The sequence below is a fragment of the Candidatus Odyssella thessalonicensis L13 genome (assembly GCF_000190415.1).
In the GTDB taxonomy this organism is placed as follows: domain Bacteria; phylum Pseudomonadota; class Alphaproteobacteria; order Paracaedibacterales; family Paracaedibacteraceae; genus Paracaedibacter; species Paracaedibacter thessalonicensis.
Genome location: NZ_AEWF01000002.1, coordinates 366,557 through 390,080 on the forward strand (window position 1 = coordinate 366,557; position 23,524 = coordinate 390,080).

Genomic DNA, 23,524 nt, shown 5'->3' on the forward strand with positions numbered 1-23,524 from the left:
ATAGGTTTTAAGGAATAAATAACTTGAAGCAATACTTTTCTTGTAATATTAAAATAAGAACCCCTATCTAGAGCTATAAAGTATAGAACTTTATAGTATTCAATTTTACCGGAGATCGTAAATGATTTTAAAATGCTTAGCTGCCAGTTCAATGGTATTAGCAGCTTCTGCCTCTGATTCTGTTCTGTTGGAGCAACAACCCTTTACTGCCATGCATAAGGATGGTCAGCAGAAATTTGATGAATTGATGTCGGAAATTCCACTTCAGCATAAACAAGCTTTCGTCGAGAAAATTAACCAAGTAAAAACTCTGGCTCACGAGAAGGCAATTAATTCAATAGAAAACACTTTTGACGTTTCTTACGTATTTAACTATTGCTTCCATGATTCAAAATATTACTTCAATTTAGAGTGAGTCGGATTAAAATACAGTCCGGCAGTTATAAGGGTAGCAGATGCTAGTACAAATTTCCAAAGCGTCGCATACTCCTTAAAAGAGCTCCATAAATCGCTCTCTAATTGATGAATATATGCATCCATAGTCTTTACCCCAGCAAATTGCTTGCGACTATCTCGTGCTAATGCTGTCAAGGCTTCATAGCTGGTCTTAATTGCTCGCAATGCTGCTGAGTTGTCCCCATGATAAATGATAGCACCTACACTAGCTGCCGCTAAGAATGAGGGGGTAGGATTGATACCTAGTTTCTCTTGCAGAAAGTGATGGCCAACTGAAACTAATAGAAAATTCCATAGAGGTAATTTAGCTATATCTATTGCATGACCGATGAGGCCAACACTCAAACTAGGCACAGTTGCCAAGGTTACTCCTAATGTTCTTAAACAGGAGGACTCGAAGGGCTCAAGCTGATTAAGAGCATTAGCTGTCTCCTCAGGGGAACTATTCAAGTGCTGCGTGGACGACGAACTTCCCTCGTTTCCAAAAGAAACAATACTGAAGAGGCTTATATTTATGGTCGTGCTATGTGAGGGGGGGATTGTACTGGAATCTTAATTTTCTTGATTTGCTTCTACTTGCTGAAAATTTATACCTGCGAGCAGGCAGAGAAATATACAAAACTTATTCATAAAAGTTCTCTTTCTTATAATAATTTATATTTGATGAGTATTAAAATTATCCTTGTTGATAACCCTTAATACGGCTGACATTAAAGCAGGCAGGTGAAAATATATCAATATAAGAATATTTAAGTTTGCTGAGGCCTTGATATACAATTCATCAGGCAAGAGGAGTAAAAGCCATACAAATCTCAGTTCTACAAGAAAGTTAAATTGTTTCTTGTGGTGTGCTCTCCTGGGGCATTTTTTTGTTTAAAGGAAATAAAAGCCTGCAATGTAAGCTGATTATTACTCCATTACTTGGGGGGAAAGCAAGGCGGGAGATTTTTTCTATAAGAGATACAAATGAAAAATGGAGAGGACAAGCTCGCTTGTTAGGGGAGATAAGGCCTCCCGTGGTGCCTTATATGGTAATCCTTCTTTACCAGGAAAAAGTAATTCAATATTTGTTTATTTAAGAGTATCGTGGATGACTGATTATTTTGATTTTTTAACATTAATAAAGATAAGGGCAGGATGGCCTTAGGGTTTAAGGTTAACCCTCTTCAGAAAGAATTAGGTCATGAGCGAGCATTCAAAACATTTTTATCGAATATTAGTATTAACATTTACTTTTACTCACCTCGCCTTAAGTATGGATTCCCTAGAAGAAACTGAAGAAAGTAAGCCGTTAAGCGGCACTAATTTGCTGCAATCCTTCACCCAAGTGCCATTTAATATAATCTCTTGGGTTAGCGGCTTTATTAAAAGCGCTGGGCCAAATGTTATAGAGGAGAGGTTGCCCCAGAGCGTCCAAGAAAGTGAAGTGTTGAGTCCAGCAACCAGGCGTGAGATAAAAATTGATCAGCTTTGCACCAAGATTGCTTGGCATCGACCGTGGCAACCCTTTGAAACTTGCCGGAGCGTTGAAGAACTTACACATATGCTGCAGCCGTTGTCCTGTGAAGAATTAGAAGTAATAGTCGAGAATAAAAAATTTCTTAATGTGTTCCGTAAACTCCGCACGGTGAGTCAAGAGAAGACTTTAACTTTTCTTGTTAAGCAATCTCCGCTCGAAAGAATCAAAATTTTCTCCCCTCTCGCTGTAATTATCGAGAGATTGACAAGAATTAATGCTAAGAATCTCGACGCGTGGCTTGACAGCTTAGCAGCCTTCAACTCCTTTGAGCGTATTAGTCTTATCCAGTCCCTGGCCCCATTAGTTAATAATTATATGGAAAAAGAGGCTTCCGGCGCAGTTAGTTATGGTACCCTTATTAAGCTAATGGATATCTTGTTAACTTTAAAAGCAGAAGAAAGAAGAAGCTTAACCAATCAAGCCGCAGAATTTGCACGGGCCCACCATTGTAAAGATATTCCCTTTCTCCTCGCGTCAATAATTCCTTTAGAAGAGCCGATCAGACAAACGGTTTGTACTTTCCTTGCGGTTGCTCCTATATTTGGCAGATGTAACTTTGACCAGCATCCTTCTCTCTTAGAGAAGCTATTTTCTCTCATTGGTAGTTTACCTCCTGAGCTAGCCGAGACGATTGGGGAGCTCACCTTTAGCTTATTTCATTCGCAATTGGGATGGATTGAAGCTGCTATCCTTGTGGACTGTATTGAAATGTTAACTTTATTAAGTGCCCATGATTTGGACGAGCTTAAGAGATATAATTATTACTTTAGAGAGGAAGATGATAAAGATGACGGTGCCTCAGTCAAGGATTTTCTGTGTGTCTTTTGTGAGATCGAGCAAGATAGGCGCGAAAGTGTTATCCGAGAAGCTTGTCGTGGGATCGTTTTAAAATGGCGCCCCAGTAATCCTATTACCGCTTTAAGGTTCTTAAAAGATCTTCCGAGCTCTTATCGCCAATTCCTTCTTTCCAACGGGAAAAAGGCAGATCCCGGAGAGAAAATAGGACGGTTATCTCTTAGCTGTTATAACCGCATCCCCGTGGAGGAAAGAATAGAGGTCTTTAAAGATTTCTGCTTATTTGAGGATAGCCATGTCTTCTCTTCTACGCTTTGTCCGCAATATCAGATCTTGGAAGAAATAGCATTGCTACCGGCTCATAAGCGTAAATTTCTACTCAAATATGCCACCGACAGGGGAATAAAAATTCTTAAAAAAGCTTTTAAAATTCTTAAGTCGACCCCGGAAGATGAACTCAGTAAAAATCCTTCCTTACTCTTTCTTAACCCTTTTATTGGTCTTCCTTTAAGTTTGGAGGAGCGGCTAATACTCTCTCAGTCAGACTTAGCATTAAAATTAGAAGTGATGGAGGGGATACCTTCCCAGTGCTTTCGCCAACTAAGTAAGTCATATTTCTACAAATTTTTGATGCGGACCTCGCCTCAGGACTGTAAGTTATTTGAGCAGTATATCACAGAACTGAATCTTTCAGAGGCGGAGATCATTCAATTTGTCAGTGCTTTTGATAAAATTCCTGCGCCTAATCGAAAAGATGTTCTGCAATACACAGCCAGTGTCATGATTTTCAGTGGATGTGATAAAAGTAATCCTCTAAAGCTGATGCAATTAATTTGTGATACGCTTCCTGAATATCGTCCGCTAATCTGTGATTATGGACACTGGTTATTAAAAGAAGAGTTTTATCCTGATATTCAGGCATGTTTAAAAATACTTGCTGATATTACCCACCATAAACGAGAGCTCTTGCTTCAGGAGATCCACACTTTACTAACAAAGGATAATAATAAAGCTCACACGCCAGCAAGGGCAAGCGTGAGATTGCAGGAGATAGCCGGTTTAAGTGATGAAGAGAGCTCACACCTGTTTAAGGAGGTTAACCTTAAATAATGAAAGGGAGCGCTTTTTTTATAAAGGTAGATCTCTGTACAGTTTTCTTCTCTTCAGATGATACCGTTTAAATCTTAGGGCAGGGGGCCGAGCAAGCTATTGCTTCCAATCAATAGGCCTCCATAGGCGGTAGAGTATGATAGATTCTCTTGGAGCAATTGTAAAAGGTAGCACCCAGCCATGGTGCGTCTATGGTGTTATCTTGGCTATCAATTATTAACCCACACGCCAGACGCTAGGAATCTCTAAGGGCTCACTTGAGGGATTTAAAGCTAATGCATAAACCGTGTGATCATGATCCTCAGGAATAAACGGCGCTATAACCTCGCTTGGATTTCTCATCTCTTTGAGATATTGCTCAACAATAAAAGGAGGAATAACAAGGCGCAAAATCTCGACTGTGTTTATGCTAATTCCCCATAGGTCTAATAGTTTAGTCACGGCTGGATTGAAATAGGCTTCAGGGCCGTGCTCGTATGTATCAAAATATCCTGATGGGCCGCTAAATACCTTCTTCGATGCCGGTCCGACTCTTTGCTCTTTTCTGTCATGTGCTAATTTATGGTTAGTAATTGTTTGAAGTTTAAATTGCAAAGGGTGCCCATTATTGCTTAGTGTTTCGAAGGCGAGTTGAGCTATGCCATCTTCCTGCAACTTCAATACGGCTAATGCATCGCGGCTACGAACTATCCCTGCTAGGGTGTGGCAAAATACTTCCGTCACCGAATTTTCTAAATCGTGCAAGTAAGCGGCAGCTTTGTGAATATCCTTAATTTGATACTCAAACTTCCCTTTGATTGTAAGAGGATGGTTATCCTTAGAAAGAAGAGCTTTTAGAACAGTGTTAATGGGGCGCGGCGCAAGGCTAACTGATATCACTTTTTGATAGTAGCCAGGCAGAACAAAATTTTTACCAGGCTCGAGGATAGTTTTCTTTCCCTGATTGTTTTCAGCGACTCCCACACAGCCGTTGGGAATCTCAATAAAAGGAGAAAAAATACTGGCAGAGATTTTGAACTTAGGCTCTAGCTCATCCAGTTCCTCTCCCCCATGGCTGCCATTGCTGAGCGCTATAAAGGTTAAAAAGATGTTTAGATAGCTTTTCATAAATATTTTCCTATAAGTGCAAGTAGAAATCTTGGGATGGGTGGAAAGCCGGCAACTAATAAGGTCGTGCTGCAATTTTATTAGAGCACAGTTCAGACAGGTGGCAAAATATTAGCTGTCAATAATTAAGACTATTTATAGGTCTAAGACCATAAGTAGAGGTGCTGTTATCACAAAATGATTATTGTGGTCTATATCCCTTGTTTGTGTGGTTCAGATTTTTATTTTGATTTCAATAAAGGAAAGAAACTTTTAAGGGACTGTTTAGCTACAGGCGGGGGGATTTCAATAGCTGATGCAGGTAAGTCTCAGCAAAGCTTCCCCCCCGTTAACAACTCTACTCTTTAGAATGAGCGACTTTCTGTAAGTCTTCCCGACATAAGGCGGCATCTTTATGAATTAGTTCCTTGACTTCCTCAAAAGAAAGATTGTGTTGGGGGGCACGAATAAATGTTTTAAGTTCGACAAGGATATCTTTGCCATAGAGATTGCCGTCAAATTCAAACAAATGTGCCTCTAAAACTGCAGGTCGCCGCTGGTCAATATAAGCCATACCATCATAGCTCACGTTGTTTGCCAGGACACGACAGCTGTATACGCCATAGTTGAGCCCCGCTATTCTAACTGCAACATTTGCGGTTGGAAAATTTAGAGTTCTAGCTTCTTTTTTTCCTTCTTGAACAATGCCTTGAATCTTTAGCGGTAAAATAGGAGGAGCGATATAAAGCGCTGGCTCCAGTGGATAAGGGGTATTGGCCAGCGGTAACTCTGTACATTGACCCTTATTAAAAAAAATCTGGCCCATGGTTAAGATTAAAGGGATATATTTCTGCAAGTAAACTCTCCGTTGCCTGTGTGTTAATGGTAAAAGCTTCTAGTAATAAGGATATAAAATTTTCTAGTCCTCTCAAAGAAGTCCCTATAAAAGCTTTTAGCGCATGCTTTGATTCTTAATAAAGCCTCTGTCAAAGACCTATTGTTACTAGGCCCGCTTCTCTCTATTTTTAAGTTCCGCCCTCCATAATTATGTCCTTGGTATTCGTGACTGCGGCTTTGCTAAGAAAGCTTTTAGCGCATGCTTTGATTCTTAATAAAGCCTCTGTCAAAGACCTATTGTTACTAGGCCCGCTTCTCTCAGAGCTAAGTAACTATCGCTGCTATTCTAGCTAAGATATCGCAAAAAATAAACTTTAAATTTAAATAAAATTAAATATATTCTTGGAAGTTACAATAACAAAGTGATGCAGGAGTCGGGATGGTGGAAACCAATTTGTTATCTAGCTTTAAGTTTAAGAGACAGAACCTATTAAAAGTCAGCCATTGGTTTTTAGCTGGCTTGATAAATATTAAGGTGTGGTCTTGTTCTGCGTGCGATCCTCATGCCGCTGTAGAGCCAGTGGTTTTGAGATCTGCTTTAGCCGTGGCCTTGCCCACCGAAGCGGTTGTCCGTATCAACATTTATGCCCCTAGCGAAAAGCTTGAAGCAAAACAGTTAGAGGATTTTTCTGCTCTTTCTGCTGAAGCATTGAGGCGGAGTCATTATGCATTTAGTCTCATCTTCATTGGCGTCGGCATGATCTGCTTAAATGTCGCTATGACCCTAGCTTGCCCTGCCTCTGATAGGGATAGTTTTATATGTGATGAGGTGTTTATTAAACCCTATAAAAATGCCCTGACTTATCTCGGTGGGACGCTATTCTTGCTGAGTGTTCTGGCGGATTCCGGTGAAGCAATGACCTCCACCCAGCGAACATTAAATAAATTAAGGGAGCAAGGATTGCCTGACTTCTTGGACCATAATGCTGCAAAGTTACGGCAAAAATTAAGCAAGCGCGGTTGGTTTAGGCGTCAGCTTGATAAGTGGCTGTGGCAGGGCCGTGAAGATCAAGGTTTAGGGCTGTTGGGGATTAGTGCCGATTGAATTGCCAATATTGCGGGACTTAGAGGGAGAGCTTTGACTCTGCTCTCCTTAAGTTTGCTAAGCATTGTCATTATTGCGTCCCAATAGTATATTAAAGAATCTAAAGAACCAACGCACGGGAATGGCATGAACGGGCTCGAATTCGGCCATAAAGTCGGCAAAGGCAATCTGGTCAATGGGGTCGCGGGTTTTGATTTTTTGAAAAGTATCCTGTAGGTCAACCAAGCTTAAAAATTCATCTCTGGGCTGGCCGCAATTACTATACTGGTGAAGTCTTGTTTCGCCATACTGTTCTCTGATTGTTTTAAACAGATAAAAATGTAGTAGAGCTAATCCATCTCCTTTTTTGATTTGCTCTAAAAGGTAGTCTTTTCCACTTTCCTCGGTAAAGCCATGCGAGCCGCCACATGCAGCCCAGTTAAGCCTTTCTCGCGCTGACTTTCTGCCTTGGGCTGCTTTGGCTTCGAGGTATTGTCGTCCTGTATGCCTGGTAAAGCCTAATGTAAATTTATAGGCTGCCTTACAGAGGGCAGTTTCTGCCCAATAATTCCCTCTGATGGCTTGGTTTTCTAAATAGGTTCTTCCAGTTTCAGCAGTAAATCCTACTTTCTCTTTTAAGGCCGCCTTATTAAGTCTCTTTTGGGCATTCTGATCTTTTTTTGAATGCGTTCCTCTAAGTAAGCTCGACCGATCTCCTTCGTAAATCCTAATTTTTTGCTATAAGCAGCCACCGGTCTCTCTCGTAAAACCTAATCTTTTGCGATAAGCAGCGAAATTGAGTAGCTTTTGCGTCTGCTGATCTCCTTTATAGGAGCGTTCTATAAGGTATTCTTTTATTTCTGCTTCACTAAGCAGATCAAAGTCCTCAGCAAGGTTTGGTCTATTAAGCAGGTACCAAGCTATTCGATATCCGAGGGCAGGATATTTTTTCAAGTAAGCTCGGACGACTGCTGGGGGATAGACACTGAAGCCTGAAATCATGGAGTCAGCCATTACTCGTTGGGCAAAGGCCTCCCCCGTACTGGCCCAATATTGAAGGTAATCCTTTGTAGAGTCCTGAAAATATACACTACGAATCCTAGAATAACGATCCAGTGGTATTAAGAATTCTTCAAGAAACGTTAATTTTTCTTTGCAGTTTCCTCCTTCTTCGGCAGTAAAAGCTTTGTGATACCATCGATAAAGTTCAGTTCTGCTTAATTCTGGGTCATTACCGGCAAGTGCTTTTATGGTTTCTATACGTTCCTCAAGCAACTGTCGAGCTTCATAAATTTTAGTGACATATTCTTTAAGCTGCTCTGCCACGGAGTCGATAAAAGTGGCCTCTAGGATCCAATTATAGGTCTCTGGTCTTAGAGTAATAGCCATCGGATCACGGAATTTTGTGTCGATGGCTTGAGTGACCAGCACATAGCGGCACAGGGATTTAATGTTGGCTATAGGTAAGGGAAGACCGGGGAAAGAAAGCCTAAAACGGCGCTCCCAGAAAAAGTCATCTCTAAAGAAGGGGTGGACAGCCACTAAGGTTGCTTGGCCTGATACCGGCAAATAGTCAAGAATGCTTTCCCACACTTCAGCGGGGAGGATCTCTTCAGGATGGGAAAGGGTGGGGGCACTTTTAAAGTGATCCGACTGCGGCATAACATCGATCCCTTTAGCAACAGTAATGAGCAATAATAGACAACTAAGCAGTTTGGTTATTCTTAACATCTCTTTTTATCCCCTTAATAATTAAGCTCTGAAATACTTCCTATCCTTAGTTTAGCTACGGCATTTTATTTTGGTCATGCTTTAAAGTAATAAGCGAAGAAAGTTAACGGCATGGCTAGGGGATACTATCTGCTTTAATAGAGGATAAAAATGGCCGCCGTATTACCATTTAATGTCAGGTCAAACTAGTAAAAATTTATAAATTGGTATTCTTAAACTTTAGGGTGTATTTAGCTTGCTCTGCTCTATGATTTGATCTATAAATAAAAGTTTAATTGTGCGAGCTACATTTAATATTTTTAACAATAAAGAGAAGACTAATGAAAATAATTGCAAAAATCTCTACTCTTATAACCGGCATTACCATTGCCACAGGGTCCTCCTTTGCCATGGAAGTCACTGCTTCGAGCCTCAACCCCCTGGGGAGGTCAGGGTTTATAGCAAAGCAAGATGGTGTTGTTATCAAAACAGTAGGAAAATTTGAAGAACGCCGTGCCCCTTTTTCAACCTTTAAGGTTCCTTTAGCACTTATGGGATTTGATGCTGGCATTTTGGAAAATAAAGATTCCCCAAGATTGGAATTTAAAGAAGAGTATGAAAAAAATCTTGGAGACTGGTATACGCATGAGCAAGGGGTAGCCTATGGTTGGTGTCAAGCTCACACTCCAGCAACCTTTATAAAATATTCAGCGGTTTGGTATTCCCATCAAATCACCCAACGTCTTGGCGCTGAAAAGTTCAAAGCCTATGTGTCGTCACTTAATTATGGTAATGGCGATGTGGCGGGGACTCCTGGGAAGGATGACGGGTTGCTCAATAGCTGGCTCGGGACGTCCCTTGAAATTTCCCCACGTGAGCAAGTAGAATTCCTTGAAAAGCTTCTAGCTAATCGCCTTCCCTTTTCTAAAGAAGCCCACGAAAAAACGCGTGAAGTTATGGATCGCGGCGAAATCTGGGATGGCTGGAAGCTTTATGGTAAAACCGGCGGTGGCCATGTCAATGATGGATGGTTTGTGGGCTGGATTGAGAAAGGCGGTCAGCATATTATTTTTGCCCAATCTCTTGATCTCGATGATCCTGATCTCGATTTAACAGGGGTGACGCGTCAATCCTCTGTTGGCTTGACGGCTAAAGAACTCATTAAACGTGAACTACAAAGTTTCTGGAAGCAATCTTAGGTAAGTATCAGCTTAACAAGTTAAGGGGCGTTGAAGAGAGCATGAATTATCTTTAAAATGCTCCCTAGCTTTTTCTTATATATTTTCCTGCACTCTCTTTAATCAAAGTCCACCTCTCAAGATTAACGATCTTCCCATTTTGACGACACTTCTAGCGTCTACCATTAAGTCTTAGACGATAAAAAGTGGGGAGAAATTACTTTGCAATATTCGGCTGCGGTAATATACCGTTTGAATTGAATAATAAAGTAAGGAATCGTGTAATGGAATTATCAGTTTTACAAAAAGGTAATATTTATTTTTTCTATCGCCCAAAAGTGCAACATCTCTTTGCTCATACGATTGATGAGGTACAAGGATTGCTCTTAGTGTTTAAGCCCGTTGACCTAAATAAATATATTATTGTCCGGGTAGGAAAAAAGAAATTGCCGGAAGATTCCCCTTATTTTGCTTTTGTCGAGAAAGTATGCTCTTCGCTGGAGGACTTAAAAGAGGCCTTTAAGGAGGAACATTATGAAACATCAACGCAGGAAAATAAAGACGTGGGTGCGGCCCAATGTGTTGGCGAGGGAAAATACTTATTCCTTGACCATGAGCAGCATACGCATTTGTGCTTCCAGCTGACAAATATGGCAGCAGCCAGCGACTTACCAAAAGAGTTTCATTTAACCCCCTCCGGAGACTATTTAATCAGCGTTAAAAACCCGCAAAAATCTTCCACTGCTGGTCTGCCGAGCCAAGAGAAAGCGACCTATCCCTTAGGGCTACAAAATAACTTTGGCGATTATCGGTTTATTCCGCTTAACTCGCCAGAGTATCTAAATTATGAAGGGGCAGAATTTCTAATTATTGGAAAGAATACTTCTGATATTGAATCTGAAAGCTCTGAAATTCAGAAGTGTTTACAAGAAGTGGCCGCCGATAAGCTGAATCAAAGTTTTGAGGAGATCGAAAATCCCGATAAGGCCATCGTTAAAGTACTAAGCGATAACTGATCTATTTAATAAAAATGTGAGCAATTCCTAAGTTAAGCGGGGTAAGCTTACACTCAAAGGATAAGAGGAATAGGGTTCAATATAAACTAAGGAGGAGCCAATCATGCAAATTAATGTGATCAATAGCATTCGCGACTGTCGCAATATGCCTTTTCGAATGCCGGGCCAATATAGCGGCTTTCGACTAGTGCACAATAATAAGGATACTTCTTCCATTCATCCCATGCCAGTCTCTAAAGGAAAGCCAAAATTGACATTGGTGAAAAAGCTGCTTTCTTTAAAAAAAGAAGAGAGCTCCCAAAGGGAAGATTATAAGCTTGATCACCAGAATGACCGACCTGATGTGCCTGCAGATGATATGGTGCCGGATCGAGGCCAGAAGAGCATAGATACGGATACCACCGCGCCCTTTGCGCCCGGTGCCGGGGGCGAAGTTGGCCCCGGTGATGCTTGTGGTGGAGGGTAATCTCGGGGGTTAACTTCGAATTTTTAAGCCGTAAGAGCTTTGCCTACGAGGGACTCAAGTTTTCTCAGTGAGTACAGTAAGATCTTTAAGCTAAACTTTTATCCCTTAAACGCTAGAGGATTAACTAACCTGCAGTTAAAACTGGGATTCAGGTACCACAAAAAGTTTGCAGAACTTCTTCGCCGGGACTAGGCGGGAGCATGTACTCATAATTCTCAGGCTGTTCTACGTAAGGACGAGATAGCACTGAAATTAAACGCTTGGCTAAGGAAAGATCATTATGCTCTACTGCTGCTTTAATAGCTTGTTCTACGCGATGATTGCGAGGAATAAAAACTGGATTAGCTGCTGCCATAATTGCAACCGTTTGTAACTTGTTCTGATTTTCCTGAGACAGCCTTGCTCGCCACGCCTTCAGCCAAGTCTCCAACCCTGGCTCTTGACCTAAGAGATTTTTAAGGTCTTTGCTGTCAGCAGCAGCGTCGATGGCAGGGCGTAAATAATAAAAGCTCAGAGTGTAATCAGCTTTATTGGTTCTCATTAATCTCAAAAATTCTTGAATTAGAGGGAGGTCCACAGTTGAAGGCTGCGATAGGCCAAGCTTGCTAGCCATATTGTTAAGCCAGTGCTCTTGGTAAGCGGTTTGGAAAAGCTGGATGAGTTCAGCTTTCGTTTGTTTGGCTTGATCCTCCTCAAAAGCAAGCATAAATAATAAGCATTCAATCAAACTCCCTATATTCCATTGCGCAATAGGCGGCTGGTTGGCATAGGCATAACGGCCATAGTAATCAATGGAACTATAGACAGTATTGGGATCATAGGTATCCATAAATGCGCATGGGCCATAGTCAATGGTTTCACCCGTAATTGATGTGTTATCGGTATTCATGACCCCATGAATAAACCCTACTTGCATCCATTTGGCTACAAGGTAAGCTTGAGCTTGAATAACAGCTTTCAATAAATAAAGATAAGGATTAGCAGCATGCTTGGCGTCAGGATAATGGCGATCAATGGCGTAATCCGCCAAAAGTTTTAAAGCAGCCACGTCCTGCCGCGCTGCAAAGTATTCAAAAGTTCCGATGCGTATATGGCTAGAAGCCACGCGAGTTAACACAGCGCCTGGCAGCAGAGTTTCGCGCCTAACCAATTCGCCACTCTTGATCACGGCCAAAGAGCGAGTGGTTGTTATGCCCAGTGCCTGCATCGCTTCACTGATAATGTATTCGCGCAGGACTGGACCTAACGCTGCGCGTCCATCTCCCCGTCGAGAAAATTGAGTTCTGCCTGATCCTTTCAATTGGATGTCGCGCCGCTTGCCATGGATATCAATAATCTCCCCCAACAAAATAGCACGTCCATCGCCTAGTTGGGGGACAAAATGCCCAAATTGGTGGCCCGCATAAGCTAATGCAATGGGCTGGGTTCCTTTGGGGACGTGATTGCCTGAGAAGATCGCGGTAATCTTATCTGTGGTCAGTGTTTGTAAATTTAAGCCTAATTCTGCTGCGAGATCTGTATTCAATAACAGTATTTCTGGCTTGTTAACAGGGGTAGGGGCAATGTGTTGATAAAATTTATCTGGTAAGTCTAGGTAGCTATTTTCAAATCTTAGCACATTATGTTTTTTAGTATAAGCTATCATCTTGCTTTAGCTCCTCTTATTTATAGTTTAAGGACCTGTTAAAGGACAATATGATCCGCTATATCAATGTACTCGATAGGTCCTCTTATTAAAGCTACCCTGCAGGAAATATACCATACCAGGATAATATTTTGTATTTCCTATTTTTTAGCATAATAATACCATAGATATTATGTTTTGAGGCCTGCTTACTTGCTAATACTTTAAATTAAAAAAGTCTTTCTATTAACCTATACGATACTCATCTATGTTTCTAAATTAAAAGTTGTACCAGCTGTATTTTATTGATGCAGATAAAATACAGAAATTGAAAGGTAAAATTGGGGAGAAGTACAATGGTAAATAAAACAAATGATACTAAGAAGACAGATCAACGCGAAGATGGTAATACAAAAAAAGGTTTCGCGTCTATGCCCGAAGAAAAAGTCCAAGAGATCGCCAGTAAAGGTGGACACGCCAGTGCTGAAAGAGCCGGCCATGAAGGTATGGCTGAGCGGGGCCGCTTGGGCGGACAAGCTAGAGCTGAAGAGCTAGGCTCGGAAGGATATGCCGAAATGGGTCGTAAAGGAGGTCAAGTTAGTTCTGAAAAAGCTGGCCACGAGGGTATGGCCGAGCGTGGTCGTAAAGGGGGACAGGTAAGCTCTGAAAAAGCTGGTCACGAAGGTATGGCTGAGCGTGGTCGTAAAGGCGGGCATGCAAGCCATAGTGGACGCGGCACTAAAGATAAAGAATAATAGCGGAACTTATTTCTAGAGAAGCTGAAAGTTGTTAGTTAAGGCGTGCCCAACAAACCCCTCCGATTAAAACTGGGCGCGCCTTAACGAGCGCTCTGGTGTCAGTTGCGCTACAAATGCCGGCAATCATCTGCAGGCTTTTAACTGCCAGGGTTGGCATCGCAAAGATCGGTAGAGAGATTCAGATTTTCACTTTTTATATTAGAGCATATTATAATAATAAACGTAGAAGGATACTTCTTAAGTGAGCCAGATCTAAGAAGATGCCCATCTCTTAATGCTCCTGCTCTAAACTAGAGACAATATAATCAGCTAGTACTTTGCCAGCCCGTGAAATGGAATCACGTTTGAGAAGAGCAATTTCTGCATCATTCAGTCTGGGTAATCTAATATCTTCATGCAGAGGGACTATGCCATTAGGGAGCATGTTTGACGGGAGAACGGTAATGCCTAATCCTGCCTTAACGGCTGCTAGAGTTCCAGCAAGGCTCGGGCTGGTGTAGGTGATGCGCCAGGACTTTTTACCTTTATCCAAAGCAGCCAAAGCTCGACTGCGATAAATACATGGCTGTGGTGATAGCACGAGAGGGAGAGGAAATTCCGGATGCCACTGCGGGGCAGCAACCCAGATAAGGGGTTCTCGCCACACCTTAGTGCCGCCCTTAACTTGATGAGGATCACGTTTAACTAAAACTATATCATAAGCGTCCTGGTGGAAGCCTTGCAAAAGATTAAGGGTTAGATCACATTTAACGTTTAACTGTACACGCGGATGATGCTTACGAAAGTTGGCCAAGACCTGCGGTAAGTAATGGGTGGCAAAATCCTCAGGAGTCCCTAAATGAATTTCACCCTCAATATCAGGCTCCTGAAGACGGCTAAAAGCTTCAGCTTGCAGCTGGATAATCTGTTTAGCATAATTAAGAAAGATTTCGCCTTTTTCTGTTAAGGTGACGGACCGGCTATGACGTTGGAGGACCTCGCAACCAAGAGTGTCTTCTAAGCGTTTAATTTGTAGGCTGAGGGCCGATTGCGTGCGTCCGACTATATAGGCGGCCTTGCTAAAAGTGCCAGTTTCGGCAATAGCAATAAAGCTTCTTAACAAGGCTGTGTCGAGAGTCGTCATCATGTCTATAATTATAACTCATAGTTACTATTAAAACTATTAATTTTTCTTATGATAGTCCCTGCTCTATGATGGCTAATTATTAATCTAATTGATTTCAAAGTTATGGATATTATAACCGCTTTATCATGTAATTTATTGTCACCTGCTATCCTTTTCTTTGTTTTAGGTGTTATTGCAGGCAAAGCAAAAGTTGATATTCATTTCTCTGATCAATTAGAGCGATATCTCTCTCTTTATTTAATGATTGCAGTTGGCCTTAAAGGGGGAGTCGCTATAGCTAATATTTCTGATCCTTGTTTACTACAGAGAAATATTATTTTTACTTTCTTAGTGTCGATGTTACTTGGGTTCCTAATCCCTATATTCGGGGTGTTGCTGCTAAGACTTACTACCCAGGTAGACAAGATGACGGCAATTGCGCTCGCGGCACATTATGGATCAATTAGTATTATTACCTTCACTTCAGCTATCAGCTTTTTAAAGGTACAAGGAGTTAGCTATCAAGGATATATGGTTGCTTTGGCCGCATTAATGGAAATACCTGGGATTATTGCAGCAATACTGCTTATGCGCCTATATAAAATACATGCTTCAAGGGATGTATTATCTGATCGGCCTCTAATCAAAGAGATAGCAAGCAATACTGCTGTATTTTTCCTGCTAGGCGGGTTAGGGGTGGGCTATCTGACTGGAGCCCAAGGGATGGAGAAACTAGGGGGAGTCTTTGTGACCCCGTTTCAAGGTATGCTGGCTCTTTTTCTTTTAAGCATGGGAGTTAAGGTAGCCAGAAAATTATCACCTTTAAAAGGCTTTACTCTGCCCTTAGTTTTATTTGGAGTATATATGCCTCTGATAGCCTGCATAATTGGTCTTCTTATAAGCAAAGTCCTTGAGCATGATTTGGGGACGGCTACTCTTTTTATGGTTCTGTGTGCAAGTGCCTCTTATATTGCGGTGCCCGGGGCCATGAAAATGGTATTACCTGAAGCTCAAGAGTCTATCTACCTAACGATTGCTCTCGTCATTACTTTTCCCTTTAATATTGTGGTGGGAATACCATGTTATTATTCATTGGCAGCACTTGTCCTCTAACATTTGTTCTGACAAATCAAGGGCAAGACACAGAGGCAAATACCTTCATTCCAGTTTTAATCACTCTCTGAGCCTGCATCAATACCTCGGCCAATATCCTGAATCTTCTTCCTGAACTTATAATTCTCATAAGTTTTTTGTTCGCTGTAATATTTCATACTATTACAAAAATACTGTGCAGCTTCGGTAGCCACGAGTAAGATTGATAAAGTGAGTGAGGCTGCCTCCTCGCTGGACAAATCAGCAATAACAATCACCAGTTGGGCCAGACTAAGAGCAACCTCGGCAAACCAGAAAAATGGATAAGTGTTGTGCCAAAACAGATCAGAAGCTGTATAATATATTTTCTCGCACAGGGTCAGATCTGTGAGCTGCTGCATTTCCTTTTCTAAACTGGTAATGCGCTCTGAGCGAGGGTGATAAAGTTGCTTGAGCGCATTAATATCCTCTAATTTGATCGGAGTCAGAGCATTTATATGGAGCTTTGGTGTGGTGTTTTTAACGCATTTAGCCAGAGCTTTTGTTTGCTTTCTTTCAATTTCTTGATCATATCGCTTTTCTAGATCACGGAGGTTTTTTTGATGGCGGATAGCTTTAGTAATCGCATAATCCTGAATGGTCTCACAGGTCTCACCAATCGTCTGTAAAATCGCAATCCATAACAGTAAATTATCCTTAACCTCAGCATCAAAGCCGCCAAAGGCTGCTAAAGGGATGAGCGAGCGCCGACCATAATTGCTAAGACTGGCAAGGGTACTTGTTCCCGCTTGCGTAAAAGTCCAAAATACCCGAGAAAGAATATGAAACTCGCTGAAACACTTGATGCCGCAAAACTTGATGCAGCAGGCGCGAGTGATCTGCTCTTCAAGATCCTCTTTCTCGGCTGCCTCCTTGGTAAGTGTTGTTAGCATTGGTTGCAGAAGATCGTATAGGCTTAAATAAAGAGAGTCATTCTCTGTTTCTGGGGCTCTAATGGGTCGCTCTTGTATAGAGCCTTGATCTAAAGGAGGCTCAGTTTGTAGTCGCTCTAAATGGCCTTGAGGCAAAGTCTCCATTTCTTGCTCTTCCTGGGCTTGGCAAAGGTTAGATAGCAAGCTGATGGTGACAGCCATTATCAGATATATAAGGTGTGTTAACATGTGCCCTCCCGTTATTTATTTTAGAAGAACATGAATTAACAGCCTGCTCAATCAGTTCCTCATTTCTTAATAGTTAAGCTGCACTTTTCTAGGGCGGAGACTGATAATCTCTTTCTCTTATTCATAAAGGGGCTTTTGAAGGAGACGAAGACAGCCGTGCTAAAGGGGAACAAAGCTATCGGTCTTTCATTTCTTCACTTTTCTTCTCAATAAATGCAGTATCTCTGAAACAGGGTCAACTTCTTAGAGGGATAGTGGAAAAAGGGGCAGGCAATCACTAGAGACCCTTCTAAGAGTTAAGAACTATATCTTGTGAACAAATGATATTATCACGAGGTTTTCTCAAAGGTAATCGGAATTCCCACAATAATAGCCTCATAACGCAATAGGGGCACGAGGAGTAGTAATACGATGAGAAAAGTATGAGGAGGAAAGGGTGGTGCCGGTTGTCGGACTTGAACCAACGACCTACTGATTACAAATGAGTGGGTTATTTTCTTTACTAAATTTTACTAGCTTTAATAGGCCTTGATATTGCTTGGTTTTTATCGTAATACTCTTTTATCTTGTTTAATAAATTTTGACCATTTTTAATGTAAATGGTAGCACCAGGGTAGCACTATATGAGCGATAATAGAAAATTTAACTTTACCAAGAAAGCTTTAGAAGCTCTTGATTCTATAGATAAAGACAAAACATATTTTTATGATACTAAAGTCCATGGACTTACTATTTGTGTGACCAAAAGTGGCGTAAAAACTTTTTATCTGTATCGAAAGGTAGCTGGAAGGCCTGAGCGTATTCGCATAGGTAAGTTCCCTGATCTATCAATTGAGAATGCTAGAGGGGAAGCCTCGAAGCTAAATCATATGATTGAGAAAGGGATGAATCCTAATCAGGAGAAACAGAAACTCAAATCAGAGCTCACCTTTGCTGATTTATTTGATCGTTATCTAACTCAACATGCAAAAATTTATAAAAAGTCTTGGGAAGAGGATCTGCGCCAATTTGAGAGGTATTTAAAGCCATTGAGCACAAAGCGGTTATCTTCCCTTAATCGCTCAATGTTTCAAGCATTGCATACCAAAATTGGTAAAGATCATGGACCTTATGCTGCGAATCGTACTCTGGCTCTTTTGAAGACAGTCTTTAATAAAGCTAATTTGTGGGGATGGGATGGCGAAAATCCAATAATAGGAATTCAGAAATTTAAAGAGAAAAGCCGTGAACGATTTTGCAAGCTGAGGAATTGCCTCGTCTCTTTGAAGCTTTAGAGCAGGAACCTAAGATTTCTTTTATGTCAGTCTTTTAACTGGGGCAAGACGATCCAATGTGCAATCTATGAAATGGGAAGACATTAATGTTACCAATCTCACTTGGCGGATTTCTGAAACAAAAAATGGGGAAGCGCATGTTGTAGTTTTGGCTGCAGAAGTAATGGCCCTCCTTGAAAGACGGAGATTAAATAGTAAGTCCAGATGGGTATTTCCAAGTGCAACCAGTAAATCAGGGCATATTGAAGAACCGAAATCAGCTTGGAAGAAAGTGCTAGAAAGGGCAAATCTAACTGATTTACGGCTACATGATCTTCGACGTACGTTAGGGAGCTGGCAAGCCGCAACTGGCGCTAATAGCTATGTTATCGGGAAATCCTTAGGCCACAAAAGTCAGCAAGCCACTGCTGTTTATGCCAGGCTAAATCTTGACCCCGTCCGAGAGTCTGTTGATAAGGCTGTCCAAGCAATGCGTGCTACTGTAAAATAAGGGAGCATGAAGTCGTCTTAATAAAATAGTTAAGAAGGTGGATATTATAATATTAAGTTAAAGCGCTAAGGAAACTTTTCAGATTAATTAGGCTTAAATACACTGAATTAGTTAGTCTTTAGCCATAAGCTTTCGTCTGATTCGAGAGGCTCCCCTGTTTTATACTCTTAAATTATCGTATCAACCTATATGATCCGAGAAAAGGATCTGTTGAAAAAGCAGCTTCTTGTTAGAGATGAAGTTTCTAGGGGGCCGAGGGAGGTATAATCATAGTCAATTGAAATAAGCTTATCATTTTATGCTTCCTTAAAATTGCAGTTGTGTTATATTTAAAGAGCAGAATATACTTTAAATAAAGAAATATAAAATTTAAATAAAAGTTAGTAATAGAATTTCTTATCAAAAATATACAACCTTATTTTTTATTGAATTATTTTCACTTTTATTGCAAAAAAGAACAAAAACCCCATTTTTACCTCTTGTAATTTCCTTAACAAAAGATTAAAACCTCCATCAAATACATTTGTGCTCGGTTGCCAGCCTCTGTGATTCGTCGTCATGGAGGCTTTGTTGTGAGGTCGGGTTATGGTTAGTTTTCGTAAAATTGTTAATGTTTTGGTCTTGATCGCTTATGTCAAGATGACGCTGGTGTCCTCCTTTGCGATGGACGCCCCTTTCCATAATGCGACTCGGGCCTTTAAAGTGACTCTGGAGCCGACCTTAGGCCGCAATGGCGAAGTTCAAGCCATGAAGCTACGCTTGATTCAGCAAGACCGCTCGGGGGAGGGCAAAGCCGAGCGCTTACTCACTCAAGCTGAGATTAATGTAACTCACAACACCTATACCCCCAACCTAAAGCTGATCACCAGAAATGGCACGCCTTGGTTTGTTTGGCGTCTGCCTCAGTTCGGGGTGATTCAGATTGACCAGAACGGCAATATGCTGCTCGAGGGAATTAACCAGCACCATCCGGCCACCATCCTTAAGATCAAAACTTCACATTTAATTATGCTCCACAATTGCGCCATCCATAATCTGCACCTCACCGGGCATGCCGCGCATTTGAAAGGCAATAACATCTTTGGCAATCTCAAGGCCAACCTGGGTCTGACCTTAACGACGCTACGGGATCGCCAGGAGCAGCTGAGAAATCTGATCTTGAAGAACGGGCGCTTTGTAAACTGGTCAACAATAAACTGGCAAGGGGGCGGCATTTGGAACTTGCGCGGCAATTCCTTGGTGAATCAGGGAACCTTGAACCTGGAAGAGGGGGCGCAGACGCTTCAGCAAGCCTTACTGGTCTCCAACTTAGGACGGATCCAGGGTCGCCAGCTCAATATCACGACCCACAACTTTCACAATCTAGGGACGATGGACTTGGCCAGCTTATGGCTTTATGCCCGCCATAATTTAATTAACCAAGGCCAGATCCATAGCCGCCACCAGAGCCATTATCAATTTGGCCATGACTTCAAGAACAGCGGCCAAATAAACAGTGAAGGCAGCTTCCTGATCACCTCGATTCAAGACCAAGGCACCTTAACCAATATTGGGGAGATCCAGGCGCATCAAAGCAGGTTTGAAAACCTTAAACTGGTCAATCATCACGAGCTCACTCTGCAAAACAGTGACTGGCAAACGGTTAACGTGGAGAACACGGGTCGTTTCCTGTTAGGTCATATTGATCCGGCAACCCAGAGCGTTATCCCCACCTTAACCAATCAAGGCTACATGGCCGGTACGGGCACTTTGACTGTGGCGGAAGACGGCGAAAATACGGGCGAGCTTCAGCTCAGTGACGCTGAGCTGATCCTACCGGACAGTGTCTTTGACAATCAAGGAACTATTTGGCTTAGTCGCTTGTCCGGAAATGGCCAGTTTTTTAATAGGGGGACGTATTGTACCGCGACCACGGATGCTAAGGCTGTCCTCAACATTCGGGATTTCCATAATGACTTTCCTGGCGCCCGCCTCCAAGGTGGCAGGGTCGAGGGTCAAGAAAATCTCTGGAACTTTGTCACCGATCACGCGAGTACGATTGAATTGGTGTCCTTGATTTTTCATAAAGTTGGCCGCGCCGGCTCACCATTCAATGATCTCAAAGGCACGGTTAACGTCGACTTCCTTAAGCTCGACCAGAGCCCCGTCAAGCTCTTGGGCACGCTGGCCGCCAAGATGGTGCAGATCACTAATGGCTCCCTCTTGGTGACGGAGTCGGGACAAGTGACTGCCAGCACCAGTATCCTGGACCAGGTCCAGTTCACCAATGAAGGCAGTGCTGAGTTAGGCGAGGTACGGCTAATATGGTAAGTTGCGCTCTCGGGGCCGTTTGAGCTTAAGGGCTCCCCAAGGTAAAATTCAGGTGGGCGAACGCATTGTGGTGCCGATCAGCGAGATCAAGCAACGAATCACTAATAACCCTTATGAGCTTAAGGGGTTTTGCAAATCATTTAACCACTCTGGAGAAGAGTTTGCAGAATTCTATCTACCTAATGGGTCACACTTAGTTTCTGATCAAGGAGCTCTTAACCTTAGCGCGAGGGATGCTCTTGATTTCAACTTTGCCTCAATTTTTGCAGGGGCCGGACTTTACACCCAATCATCATTCCTGAATTGGCTCAATGTGCATGGGATCGTATTAGGCGAGTGGCAAGATCAAAGCCAGAAAGTCCTCTATCATCGTACCCCAAGTCACGTGATTGAGGGGGATGTATATAAATATGCTCTTCAAACTTCCGAGGTTACCCGTCTCTTGATTATGGGAAATTGTACCTCAACAACGCCCGCCTTTGAAGTAATCGGGGCTGATATCTTGATAGCTGGTGGTATATGCCTTAACGGGCAGCATTATACTTCAGGAGAAGAAATTAAGCGCCATCATAAGGTTGCTGCTCTAGAACATTGCTGCAGATTGCGGGATGGCTACCAGATGAACTTAACCTGTAATTCTTCAGATTTACAAAGAGCAGTACTCTTCAGAGCTGTGGTGGCCCGTAGGAATGAGTGGCGCTGCTTACAGGGCACTTCCGGAGGAACGCTGATGTGTGGTCAAGGGTTATCCTTAACCCGGGATGATCTGATCTGCGTGGGAGGAGGGGTCACTGCTCAGCTTATTGATGTTAATTTAAATAGGTTGCATCTGGAAGCACTGCGAGCTACTTTGCCTAGAGCTGCCTTGCCCACCGTTGGTCTTGATAAAACTACAGAGCGCTTAGCAAAGGATAACCCGGTGATTCAACGCACCGAGCGTGGCACCTTAACCATGGATCCGCAAGGGGCTATGCCCACAGAGACAAAAACAGCCCCATTTTGGGATGAAAGGGCTCAGCGTTTTACCACAACTTATCCAACCAATGTACCTTTTTATCTCGATAATGCTCTTGAAGCGATCGCTTTTACTGAGCAAATGAACGTTAATACGCAGCCAAAATGCCGGACTTTTTGTTAATGTGGCCGGTGATATGAAAGCGACCGGTGCCTTGTTTCGAGGAACCTCTATTGATCTTCATGCGGAGGGGCCGCGTGAATTCGGGGCGACGCCCATGCATGGCCGCACGGAGGAGGTGGGGATAAAAGATACTACGATCCGCGAGTGGTGCACCCATCTTCTTCCACGCCTTGAGGTAACTCAAGCAACAGAGACGGCAGCCGATCCGGCCCCACGGATACTAGGCAGCGCCCTGCCCTGTCTATCACGTGACAGTGACAGCTTAACTGATTATTACGAGAATCCGGTCTCGACTGAGGGCAATGATTGTGCTTTTAATTGTCTGGGGATTTCTCGCAATGAAGCCGTTGTTCTCCTCTTAGAACAAAAATATAATGAAGAAGCCCGACGCCTCGTGGCCCCGGAAATCCGCTTAGCGTATATTGCGGGCGATCTTGACCGACTGCCTGGCTTTGCAAATATGCCGGCCTATCAAAGCTTAAAAGCTTACCTAGGCTTATTTCAAAGCCTTACCCACCTATTTAAGACGCAATTACGGTCAGCTCTGGGCTTGACGGAAAATCAGAGCTGGAGAGATGCTTACACTGTTATTCAAAGGCATAACCTCCAAGCTCAGTATCCAGAGTTTATGGAAAAAGCTAATCACTATCTAAACTTTGATGCTGAACTGCGGGCCTTTTCTGAGCTGCCCGAGGTCTATGAACGTTATCTCTATCGGTATCTTGGCACGAATGAAATGATGGGCTATCAGCCCGATCAATTTGATGCCAGGCTAGGGGTATGGAAACGGAGTAGCTCTGCCTTTGATCTCTTGACTCGCTTACTGGGGCAAAAGCTGCAGATTATGTTTAAGAATAAACAAACCGGGGCCTTTGAGCTGATTCATGAAGATGACTTCGACGGCGAGCCCATTACACTATTGCATACCTTAGCGGGCGTTGAAGGCGGTCATGCTGTTCTTAAAGAAGAAACTGAGACTAAGCTCAATCACTTTAATGTGCTTTTAACAGAAAATGAACAGCAAGACTTTAGCCGTTTTTATGATCATAAAGCGGCGGAAGGGCAGGCCTATATCTCTTCAGGCGGCAATGCCTTCGATCAAGGGCTCCAAACTCAGGCTTTAAAAGGCGTAATCAAGCGTTCGGGTGGAGCGCTGATTGAGACCACCGTCCAAAACTGGATGCGCGAGCAAACCATCACGCGCAAGAAGAAATGGAACGGGAAAAATAAAACGGAAGAGAATACTCACTTCACCCTCCAGAATCAAGGCTGCACCACCATCACCAAGGAAAACGATGTCGAGTACTATGCTGCCC

The 23,524-nt window shown here is 42.6% G+C and carries 21 protein-coding genes; 13 read left to right on the forward strand and 8 right to left on the reverse strand.

The window, feature by feature from the left end; translation table 11 throughout:
* Positions 1 to 121 precede the first annotated feature (121 nt).
* A complete protein-coding gene (locus HMO_RS0105240) occupies positions 122 to 415 on the forward strand; it encodes a hypothetical protein (protein WP_010299658.1) in 294 nt (97 codons plus the stop codon).
* Here the strand turns inward: HMO_RS0105240 and HMO_RS0105245 are convergent.
* Positions 397 to 819: a hypothetical protein gene (locus HMO_RS0105245; RefSeq protein WP_139016834.1), complete on the reverse strand. Its 423-nt coding sequence runs from the start codon at positions 817 to 819 to the stop codon at positions 397 to 399. The two genes, HMO_RS0105240 and HMO_RS0105245, sit on opposite strands and share 19 nt — an antisense overlap.
* 820 nt (positions 820 to 1,639) lie before the next feature.
* On the opposite strand from HMO_RS0105245, the gene HMO_RS0105255 reads away from it, so the two are divergent.
* Positions 1,640 to 3,880, forward strand: coding sequence for a hypothetical protein (locus HMO_RS0105255; RefSeq protein WP_010299661.1), 2,241 nt, complete (start codon positions 1,640 to 1,642; stop codon positions 3,878 to 3,880).
* A 216-nt stretch (positions 3,881 to 4,096) separates the two neighbouring features.
* Here HMO_RS0105255 and HMO_RS0105260 read toward each other — a convergent pair whose 3' ends face one another.
* Both HMO_RS0105260 and HMO_RS13855 read right to left on the reverse strand, forming a co-directional pair.
* Positions 4,097 to 4,987 (reverse strand): SPFH domain-containing protein, encoded by an 891-nt coding sequence (locus HMO_RS0105260; RefSeq protein WP_010299662.1) that lies wholly within the window; start codon positions 4,985 to 4,987, stop codon positions 4,097 to 4,099.
* A 337-nt stretch (positions 4,988 to 5,324) separates the two neighbouring features.
* Entirely contained in the window at positions 5,325 to 5,822 is a 498-nt protein-coding gene (locus HMO_RS13855) for a riboflavin kinase (protein WP_010299681.1), read from the reverse strand.
* A 420-nt stretch (positions 5,823 to 6,242) separates the two neighbouring features.
* Here HMO_RS13855 and HMO_RS0105275 point away from each other — a divergent pair, with 420 nt between their 5' ends.
* Entirely contained in the window at positions 6,243 to 6,908 is a 666-nt protein-coding gene (locus HMO_RS0105275; RefSeq protein ID WP_010299682.1) for a hypothetical protein, read from the forward strand.
* Positions 6,909 to 6,965: 57 nt separating this feature from the next.
* On the opposite strand, the gene HMO_RS16995 is transcribed toward HMO_RS0105275, so the two are convergent.
* Together HMO_RS16995 and HMO_RS0105285 are read right to left on the reverse strand one after the other, a co-directional pair.
* Positions 6,966 to 7,133, reverse strand: a complete 168-nt coding sequence (locus HMO_RS16995; protein WP_010299684.1) for a hypothetical protein — start codon at positions 7,131 to 7,133, stop codon at positions 6,966 to 6,968.
* Positions 7,134 to 7,625: 492 nt separating this feature from the next.
* The gene (locus tag HMO_RS0105285; protein WP_010299687.1) at positions 7,626 to 8,618 is read right to left on the reverse strand and encodes a hypothetical protein; all 993 of its coding nucleotides are present in this window, start codon (positions 8,616 to 8,618) and stop codon (positions 7,626 to 7,628) included.
* A 320-nt stretch (positions 8,619 to 8,938) separates the two neighbouring features.
* Between HMO_RS0105285 and HMO_RS13860 the strand changes: the two genes are divergently transcribed.
* The 3 genes from HMO_RS13860 (at position 8,939) to HMO_RS0105300 (ending at position 11,257) form a co-directional block, all read left to right on the forward strand.
* The gene (locus HMO_RS13860) at positions 8,939 to 9,796 is read left to right on the forward strand and encodes a hydrolase (protein ID WP_010299692.1); all 858 of its coding nucleotides are present in this window, start codon (positions 8,939 to 8,941) and stop codon (positions 9,794 to 9,796) included.
* 263 nt (positions 9,797 to 10,059) lie between these two features.
* Positions 10,060 to 10,791 carry a hypothetical protein gene (locus HMO_RS0105295; protein ID WP_010299694.1) on the forward strand — a complete coding sequence of 244 codons (732 nt, stop codon included), beginning with the start codon at positions 10,060 to 10,062 and terminating at the stop codon, positions 10,789 to 10,791.
* A gap of 103 nt (positions 10,792 to 10,894) precedes the next feature.
* Positions 10,895 to 11,257: a hypothetical protein gene (locus HMO_RS0105300; RefSeq protein WP_010299696.1), complete on the forward strand. Its 363-nt coding sequence runs from the start codon at positions 10,895 to 10,897 to the stop codon at positions 11,255 to 11,257.
* A gap of 148 nt (positions 11,258 to 11,405) precedes the next feature.
* Here HMO_RS0105300 and HMO_RS0105305 read toward each other — a convergent pair whose 3' ends face one another.
* Positions 11,406 to 12,902, reverse strand: coding sequence for a protein adenylyltransferase SelO (locus HMO_RS0105305; RefSeq protein WP_010299699.1), 1,497 nt, complete (start codon positions 12,900 to 12,902; stop codon positions 11,406 to 11,408).
* 335 nt (positions 12,903 to 13,237) lie between these two features.
* Between HMO_RS0105305 and HMO_RS13865 the strand changes: the two genes are divergently transcribed.
* Positions 13,238 to 13,636: a KGG domain-containing protein gene (locus tag HMO_RS13865; protein WP_010299703.1), complete on the forward strand. Its 399-nt coding sequence runs from the start codon at positions 13,238 to 13,240 to the stop codon at positions 13,634 to 13,636.
* 274 nt (positions 13,637 to 13,910) lie between these two features.
* On the opposite strand, the gene HMO_RS0105315 is transcribed toward HMO_RS13865, so the two are convergent.
* The gene (locus tag HMO_RS0105315; protein WP_010299706.1) at positions 13,911 to 14,765 is read right to left on the reverse strand and encodes a LysR substrate-binding domain-containing protein; all 855 of its coding nucleotides are present in this window, start codon (positions 14,763 to 14,765) and stop codon (positions 13,911 to 13,913) included.
* A gap of 102 nt (positions 14,766 to 14,867) precedes the next feature.
* On the opposite strand from HMO_RS0105315, the gene HMO_RS0105320 reads away from it, so the two are divergent.
* Entirely contained in the window at positions 14,868 to 15,857 is a 990-nt protein-coding gene (locus tag HMO_RS0105320; protein ID WP_010299708.1) for a sodium-dependent bicarbonate transport family permease, read from the forward strand.
* A 56-nt stretch (positions 15,858 to 15,913) separates the two neighbouring features.
* Here the strand turns inward: HMO_RS0105320 and HMO_RS0105325 are convergent, their stop codons facing one another.
* On the reverse strand, positions 15,914 to 16,996 hold the full coding sequence (locus HMO_RS0105325; RefSeq protein ID WP_139016835.1) for a hypothetical protein: 1,083 nt from the start codon (positions 16,994 to 16,996) through the stop codon (positions 15,914 to 15,916).
* A 623-nt stretch (positions 16,997 to 17,619) separates the two neighbouring features.
* Here HMO_RS0105325 and HMO_RS17220 point away from each other — a divergent pair.
* The 5 genes from HMO_RS17220 to HMO_RS0105345 all read left to right on the forward strand — a co-directional run.
* A complete protein-coding gene (locus tag HMO_RS17220; protein WP_217490986.1) occupies positions 17,620 to 18,270 on the forward strand; it encodes an Arm DNA-binding domain-containing protein in 651 nt (216 codons plus the stop codon).
* 67 nt (positions 18,271 to 18,337) lie between these two features.
* Positions 18,338 to 18,760, forward strand: coding sequence for a site-specific integrase (locus HMO_RS17225; protein ID WP_245528660.1), 423 nt, complete (start codon positions 18,338 to 18,340; stop codon positions 18,758 to 18,760).
* Between the two features lie 585 nt (positions 18,761 to 19,345).
* Positions 19,346 to 21,070 carry a hypothetical protein gene (locus tag HMO_RS0105335; RefSeq protein WP_010299712.1) on the forward strand — a complete coding sequence of 575 codons (1,725 nt, stop codon included), beginning with the start codon at positions 19,346 to 19,348 and terminating at the stop codon, positions 21,068 to 21,070.
* 52 nt (positions 21,071 to 21,122) lie between these two features.
* Positions 21,123 to 22,208 carry a hypothetical protein gene (locus tag HMO_RS0105340; RefSeq protein ID WP_139016836.1) on the forward strand — a complete coding sequence of 362 codons (1,086 nt, stop codon included), beginning with the start codon at positions 21,123 to 21,125 and terminating at the stop codon, positions 22,206 to 22,208.
* Positions 22,209 to 22,221: 13 nt separating this feature from the next.
* A partial coding sequence (locus HMO_RS0105345; protein ID WP_010299714.1) for a hypothetical protein occupies positions 22,222 to 23,524 on the forward strand: 1,303 nt, incomplete at its 3' end.

Excerpts from the sequence above, each read along its gene's own strand:
- HMO_RS0105335 (WP_010299712.1), top strand. The coding sequence starts at position 19,346 with ATGGTTAGTTTTCGTAAAATTGTTAATGTTTTGGTCTTGATCGCTTAT.
- HMO_RS13865 (WP_010299703.1), top strand. The coding sequence starts at position 13,238 with ATGGTAAATAAAACAAATGATACTAAGAAGACAGATCAACGCGAAGAT.
- HMO_RS0105260 (WP_010299662.1), bottom strand. The coding sequence starts at position 4,987 with ATGAAAAGCTATCTAAACATCTTTTTAACCTTTATAGCGCTCAGCAAT.
- HMO_RS13860 (WP_010299692.1), top strand. The coding sequence starts at position 8,939 with ATGAAAATAATTGCAAAAATCTCTACTCTTATAACCGGCATTACCATT.
- HMO_RS0105300 (WP_010299696.1), top strand. The coding sequence starts at position 10,895 with ATGCAAATTAATGTGATCAATAGCATTCGCGACTGTCGCAATATGCCT.
- HMO_RS17225 (WP_245528660.1), top strand. The coding sequence starts at position 18,338 with ATGAAATGGGAAGACATTAATGTTACCAATCTCACTTGGCGGATTTCT.
- HMO_RS0105285 (WP_010299687.1), bottom strand. The coding sequence starts at position 8,618 with ATGTTAAGAATAACCAAACTGCTTAGTTGTCTATTATTGCTCATTACT.
- HMO_RS0105315 (WP_010299706.1), bottom strand. The coding sequence starts at position 14,765 with ATGATGACGACTCTCGACACAGCCTTGTTAAGAAGCTTTATTGCTATT.
- HMO_RS17220 (WP_217490986.1), top strand. The coding sequence starts at position 17,620 with ATGAGCGATAATAGAAAATTTAACTTTACCAAGAAAGCTTTAGAAGCT.
- HMO_RS0105295 (WP_010299694.1), top strand. The coding sequence starts at position 10,060 with ATGGAATTATCAGTTTTACAAAAAGGTAATATTTATTTTTTCTATCGC.
- HMO_RS0105275 (WP_010299682.1), top strand. The coding sequence starts at position 6,243 with ATGGTGGAAACCAATTTGTTATCTAGCTTTAAGTTTAAGAGACAGAAC.
- HMO_RS0105320 (WP_010299708.1), top strand. The coding sequence starts at position 14,868 with ATGGATATTATAACCGCTTTATCATGTAATTTATTGTCACCTGCTATC.
- HMO_RS0105305 (WP_010299699.1), bottom strand. The coding sequence starts at position 12,902 with ATGATAGCTTATACTAAAAAACATAATGTGCTAAGATTTGAAAATAGC.
- HMO_RS0105325 (WP_139016835.1), bottom strand. The coding sequence starts at position 16,996 with ATGTTAACACACCTTATATATCTGATAATGGCTGTCACCATCAGCTTG.
- HMO_RS0105240 (WP_010299658.1), top strand. The coding sequence starts at position 122 with ATGATTTTAAAATGCTTAGCTGCCAGTTCAATGGTATTAGCAGCTTCT.
- HMO_RS0105255 (WP_010299661.1), top strand. The coding sequence starts at position 1,640 with ATGAGCGAGCATTCAAAACATTTTTATCGAATATTAGTATTAACATTT.